The 15,981-nt window shown below is 47.4% G+C and carries 7 protein-coding genes; 5 read left to right on the forward strand and 2 right to left on the reverse strand.

Going from position 1 to position 15,981, the window contains the following annotated elements; translation table 11 throughout:
- The 3 genes from D9Y29_RS08220 (at position 1) to D9Y29_RS08230 (ending at position 5,091) form a co-directional block, all read left to right on the forward strand.
- Positions 1-2,322, forward strand: coding sequence for an ABC transporter permease subunit (locus D9Y29_RS08220; protein ID WP_164735313.1), 2,322 nt, complete (start codon positions 1-3; stop codon positions 2,320-2,322).
- An 8-nt stretch (positions 2,323-2,330) separates the two neighbouring features.
- Positions 2,331-3,629, forward strand: coding sequence for a MutS-related protein (locus D9Y29_RS08225; protein WP_241237877.1), 1,299 nt, complete (start codon positions 2,331-2,333; stop codon positions 3,627-3,629).
- A 145-nt stretch (positions 3,630-3,774) separates the two neighbouring features.
- A complete protein-coding gene (locus D9Y29_RS08230; RefSeq protein WP_127126908.1) occupies positions 3,775-5,091 on the forward strand; it encodes a MutS-related protein in 1,317 nt (438 codons plus the stop codon).
- 17 nt (positions 5,092-5,108) lie between these two features.
- Here D9Y29_RS08230 and D9Y29_RS08235 read toward each other — a convergent pair whose 3' ends face one another.
- Entirely contained in the window at positions 5,109-7,067 is a 1,959-nt protein-coding gene (locus tag D9Y29_RS08235) for a hypothetical protein (RefSeq protein ID WP_127126910.1), read from the reverse strand.
- Between the two features lie 150 nt (positions 7,068-7,217).
- Complete coding sequence (locus D9Y29_RS08240) at positions 7,218-11,192, reverse strand: hybrid sensor histidine kinase/response regulator transcription factor (protein WP_127126912.1); 3,975 nt, start codon at positions 11,190-11,192, stop codon at positions 7,218-7,220.
- 221 nt (positions 11,193-11,413) lie between these two features.
- Here D9Y29_RS08240 and D9Y29_RS08245 point away from each other — a divergent pair, with 221 nt between their 5' ends.
- Both D9Y29_RS08245 and D9Y29_RS08250 read left to right on the forward strand, forming a co-directional pair.
- Positions 11,414-14,431, forward strand: a complete 3,018-nt coding sequence (locus tag D9Y29_RS08245; protein WP_127126914.1) for a SusC/RagA family TonB-linked outer membrane protein — start codon at positions 11,414-11,416, stop codon at positions 14,429-14,431.
- A gap of 17 nt (positions 14,432-14,448) precedes the next feature.
- Positions 14,449-15,948 carry a RagB/SusD family nutrient uptake outer membrane protein gene (locus D9Y29_RS08250; protein ID WP_127126916.1) on the forward strand — a complete coding sequence of 500 codons (1,500 nt, stop codon included), beginning with the start codon at positions 14,449-14,451 and terminating at the stop codon, positions 15,946-15,948.
- The last annotated feature ends 33 nt before the right edge of the window (positions 15,949-15,981 follow it).

Raw genomic sequence — 15,981 nt, forward strand, 5'->3', positions numbered from 1 at the left:
ATGAGAATCATTGCAAAAATAGCAAGGGCTGAACTACGCAGCCTGTTCTATTCTCCCATTGCCTGGGTGGTTGGAATCGCTTTTTTCCTTCTTACCGGTTTACGGTTCGTGCTCATGATGTATATGTATTCGGTCTGGCAGGAAGGTATGCAGGAAGTATCTTCCATTTGGGAGGGCTGGGGGCAATCACTAACCAATCTGATGTTCGATGGATTGTACGAAACGGTTACCAATTATCTATACCTGTTTATCCCTTTACTCACCATGGGAGTGATCAATAAGGAGTTCAATGCTGGTACCATCAAACTCCTTTATTCCTCCCCTGTAAGGCCCCGAGATATTGTATTTGGCAAGTATCTCGGACTGATGGGATTCATCTGTATATTATTCCTGCTTCTGGTATTGCTGATGAGCGCAGGCGCCTTCTCTATCGGGAACTTGGATTTTCATGTAATACCCGGTGCGCTTTTAGGCTACTTTCTACTGGCAGCCACTTATGTTTCTATCGGCTTGTTTATTTCAAGCCTTACCAATTACCAGATCGTGGCGGGTGTGTTCACTTTTGTTGTTTTCTTTCTGCTGCAGATCATGGGAACAGTTTGGCAGCAATATGATTTTGTACGTGATCTCACCTGGTTCTTATCTATCAACGGCAGGGTGAGGAGCCTGGCCAGTGGCCTGATCACGAGCCGGGATATCATCTACTTCCTCGTGATCATTGCCATGTTCATTGGTTTTAGTCTGATCAGGTTGCGCAGCTTTCATGAAATGGTGAGCTGGCGGACAAATCTTTCACGGTATCTTACCATCATCACCCTGTCTCTGTTGATCGGCTATTTCAGTTCCAGGCCGGGCTACATCCTTTACGCGGATATTAGCAGGAATGAGCAGAACACCATCATGCCCGTTACGCAGGAAGTGGTGGCGGAGTTGGGCAAGGAACCGCTGAATGTTACTTTGTACACCAATCTTTTTGATCCTGCCATGCATCATGGACTGCCGCAGACCAGGAACAAATACATCTGGGATTTCTGGGAAAAATATATCCGTTTCCATCCCAATATCAACCTGGACTATGTTTATTATTATGATCTGATGGACAAGGATACGGCGGTTTTTCATGACCGTTATCCCAATAAATCGATCGATGAAATTGCCGATGAGAAAGCCACTGCCAGCGGACTTTCTGTTGATCGTTTCAAAATGCCGCAGGAGATCAGGCAACTGATCGATCTGAGCGGAGAGGAGAAAGTGCTTGTGATGCAACTTGAATACAAGGGGAAGAAAGCCTGGCTACGTGTATTCCCATCCAGGCCCGTGCCATGGCCGCTGGAAATGCATGTATCTGCCGCCATCCGGCGTTTGACAAGTTCTTCAGTGCCTGAAATACTCTTCAGCTCCGGGCATTTTGAAAGAAGTCCGTTTAAAGCCGGTGAAAAGGAGTTCAGGGTTTCCACCACTTATAAGGCCGAAGAGCAATCGCTGATCAATGAAGGTATCGATACAGATACCATTAACCTTTCTCAGCAGGATATCCCGGATTCCACGGCAGTGCTGGTAGTAGCCGATCCTAAATCAGCTTTTTCAGAAACAGAAAAAGAGAAAATATTGAACTGGCTCGCTAAGGGTGGTAATGCCATTTTTTATGGTGAGCCAGGCAAGCAGCAGCTGTTGAACCCGATCCTGGAATCCATTGGTGTAAAACTGGAAAACGGAACAATCGTGAAGCCGACGAAAGATGAAATGCCGCATATCTTTGAGCCAGTGATCACCGCCGGAGGTAACCGGATGGCAGATGAACCATTTCTGTTCAGGTTCCGGAATAGCGCCAGTGTAACATTGCGCCATAAGTTTGCCGGAAGCACAGCAGTGACTGTGGAGGAAAAAAACGGTTTCAAAGCTGAGCCGGTATTCATGCAATATGGCGATGATTCAACCTGGATCGAGAATGGCGTGCTGGTAGTGGATTCTGCTGCACCCGTGTATGCTCCGTCAGAAGGAGATCTGCGCCTTCCTCAATATGCAACTGCGGTTAAGCTATCCCGTAAGATTAACAATAAAGAGCAACGGATCGTTGTTACAGGCGATGCGGATTTTATGAGCGATTTCCGCGGTAAAGGCGGTCCATTCGCAAATGCGGCATACAGTTGGCTCGTATATAATGAATATCCAAAATATACCAACAGACCGCTGCCCATCGATACAAAATTCCTGATCGGGGAAGATACCGGCAGGATTTTGTATATTGTCTATCTTATTGTGCTGCCTGTTGTCTTCATCTTCATGGGGATCATCATACTGGTGCGCAGGAACAGGAAATAAATTATAATATGATGTATTTACAAACAGATGATCAAACGATAGAGGATCTTAGGTTGTTTGCCAAACGCGATCAAACCGGTATCTACGATATTTACAACAATACATTCACGCGTGGCGGGGAAAGCCTCTTGCAACAATTGTTCAAAGCTCCCCTAGCTGACCGTGAGGCCATCACCAGGAGGGCCACTGTTATTGCTGCTTTTGCCGGCATGAAGACCCAATTCCCGTTCAAGGGTGGCACGCTGGACAGCGTGGAGAAATATATGACGCATGCCGGCACGGTAGGCAATGATGGTTCGCAGAAAATATCCCTCAGCGAAAAAGAAGTGAGTAACGGCGTTTCAGCCGTGCTTGACCTGATGCACGTAATGAGGGATTTTCTCATCAAAGGCGATGTGAGCAAAATACCGCAACTGGATGAGGAAAGGCTGGCATTACTAACGTTGCTGGAAAGTGCTGAACTGGCACCGGTATTCAAAGAAAGGCCGGGCAACAAACTGTCCTATGCTGCAGTGACGGCTTTTGATGTGCTGATACGTGTCAGGGAACGCGATAAGATTATGGCGGCACTTCAGTTCATTTACCAGATGGATGTGTTCATCTCTGTGGCCGGTATCGCGAATCAAAGGAAATTCGTATTCCCCGAACCAAATCCAAAAGGTAATACGCAATTGAAACTGGAAGGCGTTTATCATCCTGAATTGAAAGAGGCGGTGGCCAATGACTTCGGAATGAACAGCCAGAGCAATGTAGTGTTCCTCACCGGCGCCAATATGGCTGGCAAGAGCACTTTCCTCCGCGCTATCAGCACCGCGATGTACATTGCGCATATGGGATTTCCCGTGGCTGCAAAAAAAATGGAATTCCCTGTGATGGATGGGATCTACACTACCATCAACCTGCCGGATAATCTTGGTATCGGGGCCAGTCACTTTTACGCGGAAGTGCTACGTGTGAAAAAAGTGGCAACGGAATTGAGTACAGGAAAATCACTGTTCATTATTTTTGATGAACTGTTCCGCGGCACCAATGTGAAAGATGCCAATGAAGGCACAATCGCCGTTACACTAGGCTTTGCGGGAAGGACCAATAGTCTCTTCATCATTTCTTCCCATATTGTGGAAGCAGGTGAAGCGCTGATGGAAAAAAAGAATATCGCTTTCCATTTCTTACCCACGCGTATGAATGGTCATGTGCCGGAATACACATACAAACTTGAACAAGGTATTTCCGAAGACAGGCATGGTATGATCATTATCCGGAATGAAGGGATTTTGGACACGCTTAAAAATGGAAAGAAGGAATAACGGAGAGCTGCCAGTTGCTCGCCTCTGGCGAGTGGCTTCTATTTGTTCGCCTCCGGCGAACACCGCGTCGCCGGAGGCGACTAAACAAAAGTCACTCGCCGGAGGCGAGCGACTGGGCACTGCGAAATAAAATAAAACATACGAAATGAGTTTTAGCATAGACAGGCAATCGCTGGATGAATTGAACCTGCTGGGGAAATTCCGGCAGGGATCTGTATACCATCTGTTCAACCAGGTGAAAACAAGAGGAGGTGAAAAATTGCTGGATGAACTGTTCAGGCAGCCACTCACCGATGCGGCCGCCATCAATCAACGGTCTGCAGTTTTTCAATTCTTCCAATCCGTCTCTATCACATTCCCCTTCGAGGCGGAACAGGTGACGCTCATGCAGGAATACCTGGATGGTGCTTCCGGGAGAAGCTTTCCAATGGTGTATAGCAACCTGATTGTTCTGAAAAGTTTATCATCGCTCACCCGCGATGAGCGGTATAAAAAAATGATCCAGGGCCTGCAGGCCACCATTTCTGTTTTAAAGAAATGTTTTGCGCTGACTGAAATGTTGCAAGCTCCCGGAAGTCCGTACCAGCCGCGGGTGGAAGAGGTAAAGAGGATATTGACTGAAGAAAAACTGATGCAGGTAATAGAAACAGATATTTACCGTGATATTTCCTTCAGCTCGATCGCAGGTTTCGATTACCTGTTGAGAACAAAACTGCATACTGCTTTATCCGACCTTTTACTGTTCATCGCCGAAGTTGACGTGAACATTGCCGTTAGTAATGTAGCCAAATCGAAGCATTTTAACTATGCGAAGGCATTGCCTAAAGAAATGAACCTGCTGGAAGCTGAGAACCTGCGGCACCCAGCTGTACCAGGAGCTGTAGGTAACCAGATCAGCATGAACAAAAAGGAGAATGTGATCTTTCTCACCGGCGCCAATATGGCCGGAAAGAGCACCTGGATGAAATCCATCGGAATAGGGATGTACATGGCGCATATAGGATTCCCTGTTGCGGCGGATTCCATGAGCTTCTCTGTGAGGGATGGTATTTTCTCTTCCATCAATGTAGCGGATAATATCGGATTGGGTTACAGCCATTTTTATGCGGAAGTGGTGCGCGTGAAAGCCGCGGCAGATGCTACGGCCACCGGCAAACACCTGCTGCTGATCTTCGATGAGCTGTTCAAGGGAACGAATGTAAAAGATGCTTACGATGGTACACTCGCCGTTACAGAAGGATTTGCTGAGTACGGGAATTGTCTTTTCATACTTAGCACACATATCATAGAAGTGGGAGAGGCTTTGCAATCGCATAATAATATACGATTCAAATTCATGCCTACCGTGATGGATGGAAATGTTCCGCGTTATACATATAAACTGGAGAATGGCATCACGCAGGACAGGCAGGGGATGATGATCATCCGGAATGAAAGGATCCTGGAAATTTTGCAGGGGTAAGTGTACTGCTGCCCTGCTCAATAACATTTCACTTTCATACGCGAGGTGCAATTTCCATAACCGCCCTCCGCATCTTCAAAGTATTGCTGATTGGCATTGATCCTTGTACCTGCGGGTGAAGTGCAAAGTGTTTTTCCAACCGGCATCAGCGGCACCTGACGGTAGATGATACTATTGCCTTCCTTGGTATAGGCCCACTGGTATTTGCCGGTGTAAGCCATGATGCAGGTGAGGTCGCCACTGGCATCGTTGTGTGGTCCACCAAGCAGGTTTTGTTTCAGCTTCGGAATTTCAGGACTGGGTTTTCCATTTTCCAGCACAAACCGGATATCGTGATTGGGATAATCTTCCTGTTTATAGATCAGGCCCTTGCCTGAACCTCCATGATGGGGAACGCCAATGCCATGCGCCAGTTCATGCGCTACGGTATTGTCTATATCATCCTGTAATGTATAAGGAAGGCTTGTGAGCTGGTTAACACTGAGGGTGGCATCATAAAAATATTTGATCCCCTGCAGATTGATGTATACGTTGGTAGTGATTTTGGTGGTTTTGAAATTGGAAGAGGGCAAGGTGAGGCCCATTGTGTCGCCCATGCTTTTGTCTTCAATAAAAAGCCCGTACTGATCGCCTGCTTTGCCGGTTGTGTTGTTCCTGTTGAAGATCCTGGCTTCACCCATTTCAGTTGTCAAACAAACAACTGGTATCACTTTGGTGGCGGCGGCAAAGAGTTTGTAGCCTCCCCTGAAGCTGTCCACTTCTTCCTTCTTTACTCTAACGGCCAGTTCTTTTTTCGTAGGATCGAGCCTGATGAATTTTCCTTCCGAGATCATTCCGCGGTATTCTTCATAGGCGGTCAGTCCGTCTCCGTTACGGTTATTCCCCGCCGTTACTTCCTTGTCGTCATTCTCCTGCGGATCATTATGTTTTTGCAGCCAGGATTTGGCGATGGATCGTCCTGCATCCCGATGAGGATAAGGTATCGAAGCGGGGCCGTCGGGTTTCAGGTAATGACCTGTCACCTGGGAACCATCTTCCAGGAAGGCGACAACTTCCAGCATCGTATGTCCGCCGCCGTCATATGATCCAATGGCCAGGGAACCGGTTTCGCCATCAATGGTTGGTACTTTCAGGATTTGTCCATCTCCGGACGCTGGTTGATATGCTTCATTGAGCAGGCGCATATCGTGTTTGCCGGAAGCGCTTGCATTAAGTGGATAATTGATGGTAATACCAGGCTCTGCAGAGGTTTTCAGCAGCTTTGCCTCGAAATATTTTGCTTTTACGGTCAGCGGTTTTCCTTCAGGATTCACCAGTTTCAGGCCGATATCGATATGGTTGCCTTTTGTGTTTTCGTCCATGCCGGGTTCGGGTAGCCAGCTTTCGTAACCCGGACTGGTAACGATAAGGTCCACAGGTACTGCATTCTTTATGAATGCCCATTGATAGATCTCTTCACTGTAGCCGCCTTCCATCTTCACCCTGCTGGTTTCATTGCCGGTGAGGATATCCGGATTGTCGCCCATTTCTTTGCTTTCCAACTGGAAAATGGTTTCATCCATTCCAAAATCCCTGAGCGTGGTTTCGCCGTCGCGGGTAACTTTCAGTTTTCCAGTACACTCCGGAACGGGGAGGTACACGGAATAATATTTGTTATCATCGGTGATGGATACACTGAATTCTGTAGCAGCAGATGCTGTAGTGGAGCCTGATTCCGAATAACTGGAGCCGTAGGAATTATCATGGTTCTCTATCGAATAAGTAGCCGTTGCCGTACCGATCCCGTTCTTAAAAATGATCTCGATCTTATACAAAACGTCGCTCTTGCTTTTGTTACTGTTGCTTACAGACCGGCGTTGGAAGAACGCTTTTCCGCTCCATGCTTTCATTTCTTCTGTGAAGTCCTGTGTAACTGCGATGGCCGGGCTCAGGATCAGTAATATAAAGGCCAACTGCTGCTTCATCAATTGTTTCATGCTTCAAAGATGGGGACGATCTGGTACTTCAATGCACCCGGACTCATACCAATTGAAGAATAACTGATCTGAATTGTAAAAAAATGTTGCTGAATTTTCGCAAGGTTGACAGGTTGCCGGAGCTACTGGCAACACGCTGTGTTGCTGCAATCAAACTTTCTTTCCCAACTCCGCCAGGTATTGCGATGGCGTTTTCCCGAACTGCTTACTGAAGTCCCTCGAAAAATTACTGTTGATACTGTAGCCCACCATGCCGGCCACTTCATTGATCTTGTAATTGCCTTCCGCGAGCAGCTCTGCTGCAAGCTTCAGTCGGGATAAATTGATCAGCTCATTTGGTGTAAGATCAGACAGGGCTTTGATCTTTCGGTAGAAACTGGTGCGGCTCATGTTCATCAACCGGGATAGTTTGTCTACATCCAGTTCCGTATCGGTAATATGTGCATTGATCACTGTATGCAGCTGTTCCAGGAAATCCTTGTCGGCTTTGGAACTGGCGATGCCTTTGATATGTGTGAGCGGCGTACGAGCGAAATATTCCTTGAGCGTATTGCGGTTACTCAGCAGGTTGCTGATCTGCGCCTGCAGGTGTTCGAAGGCAAATGGTTTTTCGATATAGGCATCGGCGCCTACTTCCAGTCCCTCGATGCGGGAAGTCATTGTATTCTTTGCGGTCAGCAGGATGATAGGGATATGGCTGAACTGCAGGTCGGTTTTTATCTTTTTACATAATTCTATTCCATCCATTACAGGCATCATGATATCGCTGATCACCAGGTGGATATTTTCTTTGTTCAATACTTCCAGCGCTTCTTCTCCATTCCCGGCTCTTGAAATGGTATAAGCTGCCTGCAATTCATTTTTCAGGAAACTGAGGATCTCTTTATTGTCTTCCACCAGCAGCAGGTGCAGTTTGCCGGTGTCTGCATCTTTCACAGATTCTTCTTCTGCTGTTGTTTGTTCTGTTTCGATTGTTTCATAATCCTGCAGATCGATCTCGTGTTCCTGGTGAATGGGAATGGAAAGCAGGAATACGTTGAACGGCCCGTCTGGCCGCTGCAGATCGAGGATGCCTTTATGCAGTTCTGCTAGCGAGCGGGAAAGCGGCAGACCGATGCCGGTGCCTGGCTGTTTTTCATTTTCTTTCAACCGGTAGAAAGGCTCAAAGATCTTTTCCTTCAACTCGTAAGGAATGAGGTGGCCGTCATTGCGGATCTCGATATTGAAAACCTGGTCGTTGCTGTTGAATGGCTTCAATCTAACGGTAACGGAGCTTGCTGCATACTTGATTGCATTGTTGAGAAGATTGCTCATGATCTTGCGGAAGGCTTCTGCATCTACATAGGCCTGTAGCGGCATACGTGGCATTTCCAGTTTAAGCTGGAGTTTCTTTTCTTCGGCAATGGGCTTGAAGGCATGGAACAGTTCTTTCAGTACATCGCTGATATCTGTCCTAATAAAATTCAGGCTGAACTTATTGGCTTCTGCCTTGCGGAAGTCGAGCAACTGATCAGTGAGGTCGATCAGCCGGTTGGTATTCTTCTTCATCATGTCCAAACTTTCTGTTAATGAAGCATTGTGGGTATTTGTTCTCATCAATTTGTCCAATGGCAGTTTGATGAGTGTGAGCGGGGTCCGGATCTCGTGGGCGATATTGGTAAAGAATTCGATCTTGGCATGGTAGATCTCCCTTTCTTTTTCCATTTCCAGGGTGTCGATCATGCGCTTGTTCTTTTCCTTGACTGCTATATGATAATAGCGCAGGATAATGAACAGGATAGCTGCCCCGGTGAGTGCATACAAAGCATAAGCCCACCAACTGGCCCACCAGGGGGGAAGGATATGAATGCGCAGGGTGGTTTCTTTGGGATTCCACACATCCCCGGCGGCAGAGCCCTTTACTTTGAATAAATACTTGCCGGGTGGCAGCTTGGTATAGTAGATGCGACGATTGCTTTGCATCGGGATCCAGTCTTTGTCGAGCCCCTGCATCTTGTAGCTATATTCATTGGTGCCGGGCATGGAATAGCTGAGCGCTGCAACGTCAAGACTGAGCGTACTCCGGTCATGCGGCAACGTTATATCGCCGGTATAAAGAATGGATTGTTGCAGGGAAGAACCATCGCGATTTACCAGCTGGTCCTTATTGTTCACCTGCAGGTGGGTGATAAACACAGGAGGCACAAAGGAGGGTGTTTTGAAATGTGCAGGGTTGAAGCTGATCATTCCCTTCACGGATCCGAAATACATAGTGCCATCAGGCGTTTTGTACCCTGAATTGTAATTGAACTGATCACTGAGCAAACCCTGTGCGGTGGTGTACAGTTTTCCATTTTCTCCATGAGCGTCCATGTTGAAAAGGCCACGTGAGGTGGATACCCAGAGCAATCCCTTATCATCTTCCAATACCCTGAACACCTGGTCGGGCAGGTTTACATACCTTTTGAATTGTTTGCTGCGCGGATCATAGCTGCAGAGACCGTTCTCGGTACAGAACCAGAAATGACCGTGGCTATCGCGATACAGACTATTCACATAATTATTGCAAAGGCTGTTATTGTTATTGGGATCGAAGCGAAGATTGCCGCTTTGATTGGTGGCAGGATTATAGAAGTACACACCATTCCCATAGGAGCAAAACCAAATAGTACCCTGTTCATCTTCGGTGATGCCCTGTACCTGTGTGTTGAAACCGGGGATAGTGGTAAAATCATCGGTGGCCCTGTTGTATTTGAGAAGACCGGTCCAGGTGCCCACCAGTATTTCGTTTTTCCTTGTTTTGTAAAGTGTAACAATGAAATTGCTGTGCAGTTGATTGGGTGCATCACCGGCCTTGTAATGGCGCACTACTTTTTCTGTCCGGAGATCCATCACATCCAAACCATGTTCGTAAGTGCCTATCCAGAGCTCATTCCCGCATGCCACCAGTCCGTGTATATTTTGATAACTGATGCTGCCGCTACCGGTACCGGGCATGAATTGCGTGATGGCGCCTGTACGTGGATCGAGTTTATGCAGGCCGGCATCTTCCGTGCCGATCCAGATATTTTGTTTTTCATCCTGGCAGATCTCATGAACAAGATTGCCACCCAAACGGTCGGGGCCATTATGGGGAAAGTATTTCTGGAAACGGTTCGTTTGTTGAGAATAATAATTGATACCACCGAAGAAAGTGCCCACCCAGGTGCCGCCTTCATTGTCAAGGCAAAAAGAATAGATCACATTGTCCGTAATAGAGTAGGGGTTGCCATATTCCTTCTGAACAAGATTGATGATGCCCTTTTGCAAATCATAAATATAGATGCCGGTTTCTGTGCCCAGCCACCAGGTAGTGGGTGATTGCCGGATGATCTTGTGCAACTGTATCACTCCTTTTCTGCGGGAAGCGGCAAATACATCCTGTTGTGTTCTGGTGTGGATATTGAAAAGATATACTTTATCCATGGTGCCAAAGAGTACCAGGCTGTCGTTGAAAGGATAGATATCCTGGATATTGGTATAGGGCTGCTTTACTGGCAGCTCATATGTGATGAACTCTTTCTTTTCTGTATTGTATTTTTTTATTTGTCCATTACTGTTGGCTGTCCAGCAATCTCCCTGTTCTGACAATGTGAGTACCAGTTCCTGTGCAGAGCCGCTGTCGAATTTTTGAAGGGATCGGCTGACAGGATCGTATTTGTACAAATGGAAATCGCAGATGATCCATACCTGCTGTTCCTTATCTGCTTTGATATAGCGCACTTCACCGGCAGGTAACTGATCGAAAAAATAGAAGCGGTCTTCTTTCGGGTCGTAGCGGTAAATGCCTTTGTAAGTGCCGATCCATAATTGTTCCTGTTCATCTTCATATAAACTCAATACAGAATTGCTGCCGATGCTGGTACTGTCCTGCGGATCATGTTTGAAGATGCGGAAGCTGTTGCCATCGAAACGGTTCAATCCATTTCTTGTGCCGAACCACATGAACCCTTTCTTATCCTGCAATATAGTAGTGATGGTATTGCTGGAGATCCCATTGCCTGCCTGGTAGTTCCTGAAATAGTACGACTGTGCATGTGTGCCGGACTGCAGGATGCAGCAGAGCAGCAATGTTATAAGCAATCGTATGGTGTAATTGGAGCGCATTGTCCTGTGATCAAATGTAGGTATTGCAATTGAAAAAAGACAGCTGCCTGTATTTGTGCAAGTAATTGTTTGTTAGTTGTTTGTCTCTTTTTATCCTAAATTGGTACATTTTGATCAGAAAATGGAACGGACAGATACCGGTACCGGAGAAATTATATTTTCTTTCGTAGTTGAATATCTGTTTCTTCAATTATCAACGCTAATACCAAAACGATTGCATTATGCCAGGTAGCACTCACCGGGTAAAACATTACGCCCCGCTTCTCTGCTTATTGGTATTTCCCGTGCTGGCTTTTTCACAGAGCCGCACACTTACAGGGAAAGTAACAGCCAGGAAAGACAATCAGCCACTGTCTTCGGTTTCAATCCAGCTTAAAGGAAAATCTGCTGGTACTTCTACGGGGGACAATGGCGAATATTCCATTACCGTCACCAGTTCCGATACCATCATTGCTACATCCATCGGTTATCTCCGGTTTGAAGCAGCAGTGAAAGACCTCACTACGCTCGATATAGTGATGGAAGAAGCCGATAATGCGATGGCCGATGTGGTAGTTGTAGGTTATGGTACGCAGAAGAAAGGCGATCTCACCGGATCGCTGAGCTCTGTGAATAGTAAAGACATCAAATCATTGCCGGTTACCAATGCCGGTGATGCCATCCAGGGACGCGCTGCCGGTGTGCAGATCGTTTCCTCGGGCTCGCCGGGCAGTAATGCCACGATCCGCATCCGCGGCATCGGCACTATCAATAACAGTGATCCGCTGCTGGTGATAGATGGAGTACCTACTGATGTTCCGCTCAATACCATCAGTCCTGATGATATCGCAAGCATCGAGATCCTGAAAGATGCATCCGCCGCGGCCATCTACGGCTCCCGCGGCGCCAACGGTGTTGTACTGATTTCCACTAAACGCGGATTGTCCGGAAAAGGTGCGCTCGACTTCAAAGCCTTTTATGGCGTGCAGAATGCTACTTCCATGATAGACCTGCTCAACGCTTCACAGTTCGCTTCCCTGCACAATGAAATGATGAGTAATAACGGTCAGGCGCAGAATCCTGCATTTGCCAATCCTCCGTCTTTGGGAGCCGGCACCAATTGGCTGGACCAGCTCTTCCGTTCTGCCCCCATGCAGAATTATTCGATGTCCTATTCAGGAGGCGGCCCCAAATCCACTTTCTATGTTTCAGGAACTATGCTGGACCAGCAGGGGATCGTGATCAATACCAGATATAAACGTTACACACTTCAGTTCAATCATGATTCAAGAGTGTTCGACTGGCTGCGTTTCGGTAATAACCTCACCATGAGCCACGATATCAAAAAAAGCGGCTCCTACGATATCCGTAATACCATGGCGGCCCTGCCAACACAGGCAGTATACAATGCCGATGGCAGTTATGCAGGACCGGTAGGACAACCCTCATGGGTAGGCGATATTGCCAACCCGATAGGAAAGGCAACCATCAACGAGAATAAAACGGCGGGTTACAATATCCTCGGTAATGTGTTTGCTGAACTCACATTGTTCAAAGACCTCAAATTCAAAACCACCGGCGGCATGCAGGCCATGTTCTGGGACAACAGGAGCTGGAGCCCCAAATACAACTGGCAACCCATTCCGCAACCGAATTCAGCTCTCTACCAGCAATACAATAAAAGCCTTACCTGGCTCTGGGATAATTATTTCACTTACGAAAGATCCTTTCATGGCGGACATCGCCTCACCGCAATGGTCGGCACAAGTGCCCAGACCAACCGCAATGATAACATAGATGGGTCTATCCAGAAATTTGCAAGTAATGCTACACAGCAACTGGATAATGGCACACTCGACCCAACAGTGGGCGGCACAGCCGATGAGTGGGCTTTGCTTTCATTCATCGGACGCCTCAATTATGCCTACAAGAGCAAGTATCTCTTAACCGCCACTATCCGCCGCGACGGCTCTTCCCGTTTCGGTGATGAGAATAAATACGGAACCTTCCCTTCTGCCTCAGCTGCCTGGCGGATCTCCGAGGAGGATTTCTTCAGGGACATAACATTTGTGAACGACCTGAAACTTCGTGCAGGCTATGGCGTTACCGGCAATCAGAATATCGGTAACTATTCTTTTACTTCGAAATTGCAGACTGTTCAATATAATTTCAACGGAACGCCCGTGAGCGCCATCGTGCCACTGGCCATTCCAAATCCGGGTGTGCGTTGGGAAAAAGTGGAACAGGCGAATATCGGTATCGATGCGAGTTTTCTCAGGAACCGCGTGAATATTACACTCGATGCTTATCTCAAGAATACAAGGGATATGCTGGTGCCGATGTCTGTTCCCATTTCTACCGGTTACTCGGATATTGTTGTTCCCAGTATCAATCTTGGTCATGTTCAGAACAGGGGCATCGAACTGGCTGTGAACACCAAAAATCTCACCGGCGCATTCGAATGGAACACCAGCTTCAATGTGAGCTACAACCAGAACAGGATCATGAGCCTGAACGATAGTATTCCATTATATACAAACAATATCGGTCTGAATCAGGTCCTGGCCGTCCAGCATGCGGGCGGTTATCCCGTGAATGAATTCTATGGTTTCGTGACCAGCGGCATTTTCCAGAATCAGAAAGAAGTGGACGACTGGGCTGTTCAGGTACCCGGTTCCGATGCGAACAACAGAACATCTCCCGGTGATGTCAAATTCAGGGACCTGAACAATGATGGAAAAATAGACGATGATGACCGTACATTCATCGGCAATCCCAACCCGAGTTTCATCTTTGCCATGAACAATAATTTTGCTTACAAGGGATTTGACCTGAGCATTTTTCTCCAGGGAATTGCCGGCAACGATATCTATAACGCCAACCGCATCTGGCAGGAAGGTATGGCCGTTGCACAGAACCAGACAACTGCGGTACTGGACAGGTGGAGAGGGGAAGGTACCAGCAACTCCATGCCCCGCGCGGTTTTCAACGATCCTAATAAAAATACCCGCGTGAGCGACCGCTTCGTGGAAGATGGTTCTTACCTGCGTATCAAGAATATCACGCTCGGTTATACGCTGCCCCGAAGCCTGGTGCAGCGCGCAAAAATGAGCAGCCTGAGAGTGTACGTTTCCTGTCAGAATCTGGTCACTTTCACAAAGTACACCGGCTTCGACCCGGAAGTACCTTCCAATGGCATTGATCTCAATGTGTACCCGGTAACCAGGACCATCAGTGCCGGTATCAATCTTAGTTTCTAATCCCTCAAAACTTGTTTATGAAATCTATTTTCTATATCCCGGTTATCAGCGCCGCCCTGTTGATGACCAGTTGCAGCAAGTTCCTCGAGAAAACGCCACTGGATTCCGTGAATTCATCCAATTTCTGGCAAACGGAGGATGATGCAGTTGCCGGAATCAACGGAGCTTACCAGCCACTACAATGGCCCAAACTATATAATCTTCGTATGTGGACCACCGATATATGGGCCGGAAACAGTGTTACCGGCGCAGGTGGTGGTACTGATGGCATCGAAACCCAGGATATCTCCAACTTTGTTACGGCAACTGATAATGCCGCTGCACTCGATATCTGGCGTGGACCTGCTCCCGGTATCCTCCGGTGCAACCTGGTATTGCAGCATGTGCCAGGTATGAAGATGGATGAAGGTCTCAGGAACAGGATCCTGGGCGAAGCTCAGTTTCTTCGCGCTCATTATTATTTCATCCTGGTGCAATTGTTCGGCGATGTGCCCCTGATCACCGAGCCACAAACTCCATCCGATGATCTGCGTCCCGCCCGCACAGCCAAAGCAAAAGTATATGAACTGATCATCGATGATCTTAACAAAGCCATTACCAATCTTCCTGCAAGGTCTCAGTACAGTGGCAGCGATATCGGCAGGGCGTCAAAAGGAGCCGCTATCGGTATGTTGATGAAAGTATACCTCACGCTCGGTAATTATCAGAAAGTGGTGGATCTCTATACACAGCTTAACGGTATGGGATATGCGCTGAATACCAATTACAGCGACAATTTCACTCCCGCAACAAAGAATTCCATAGAATCGCTTTTTGAAGTACAATATTATGGAAAGACAAATTTCAGTTTCTGGGATAATGAAAACCAGGCAAGCTGGGTAAGTACATTCACTGGTCCGCGCAACTCCGATTTTGTAGGCGGAGGTTATGGCTGGAACCATCCAACTGCGGAATTTGTAAATGCATATGAAGCCAACGATACGAGAAAAGATAAAACGATACTTTATGCCGGTTGCCCCAACTTCGATGGAAAAGTGTACAAGAGCAGTTTCTCCTCAACCGGTTACAACGTTCGGAAATTCCTGGTGTCCAAAGATATTTCTGCCGATTACGATACCAATCCCTCCAACTGGGTAGTACTTCGTTTTGCCGATGTACTGCTCATGTATGCAGAAGCTCTGAATGAGCTGAATCGCGGCGCAGAAGCCCAGGCGGCAAGCTCAGGTATCAACGCCGGCGGGCCTTTGAACCGTGTGCGTAACAGGGCAGGACTGACTGATGTCAGCGGTCTCAACAAAGAGGCGCTTCGCGAAAAGATCCTTCACGAAAGAAGGATGGAGCTCGCATTTGAAGGCCATCGCTGGTTCGACCTGGTGCGCGTGAATAATGGACAGTATGGGTTGAATTTCCTGCATAGCATCGGTAAAACAAATGCGGCTGAAAAACACCTTTTATTGCCCATCCCACAGAAAGAAAGGGATGCCAATCCCAATCTTTCACAAAACAAAGACTACTAAACAAGCTCACCGCTCAACTTTAAAAAGTCTGAT

It is taken from the genome of Pseudoflavitalea rhizosphaerae (assembly GCF_003991355.1).
In the GTDB taxonomy this organism is placed as follows: Bacteria; Bacteroidota; Bacteroidia; order Chitinophagales; family Chitinophagaceae; genus Pseudobacter; species Pseudobacter rhizosphaerae.

Bases quoted from the DNA above. Each gene is read 5' to 3' on its own strand.
- D9Y29_RS08220 (WP_164735313.1), top strand. From the start codon at position 1: ATGAGAATCATTGCAAAAATAGCAAGGGCTGAACTACGCAGCCTGTTC.
- D9Y29_RS08225 (WP_241237877.1), top strand. From the start codon at position 2,331: ATGATGTATTTACAAACAGATGATCAAACGATAGAGGATCTTAGGTTG.
- D9Y29_RS08230 (WP_127126908.1), top strand. From the start codon at position 3,775: ATGAGTTTTAGCATAGACAGGCAATCGCTGGATGAATTGAACCTGCTG.
- D9Y29_RS08235 (WP_127126910.1), bottom strand. From the start codon at position 7,067: ATGAAACAATTGATGAAGCAGCAGTTGGCCTTTATATTACTGATCCTG.
- D9Y29_RS08240 (WP_127126912.1), bottom strand. From the start codon at position 11,192: ATGCGCTCCAATTACACCATACGATTGCTTATAACATTGCTGCTCTGC.
- D9Y29_RS08245 (WP_127126914.1), top strand. From the start codon at position 11,414: ATGCCAGGTAGCACTCACCGGGTAAAACATTACGCCCCGCTTCTCTGC.
- D9Y29_RS08250 (WP_127126916.1), top strand. From the start codon at position 14,449: ATGAAATCTATTTTCTATATCCCGGTTATCAGCGCCGCCCTGTTGATG.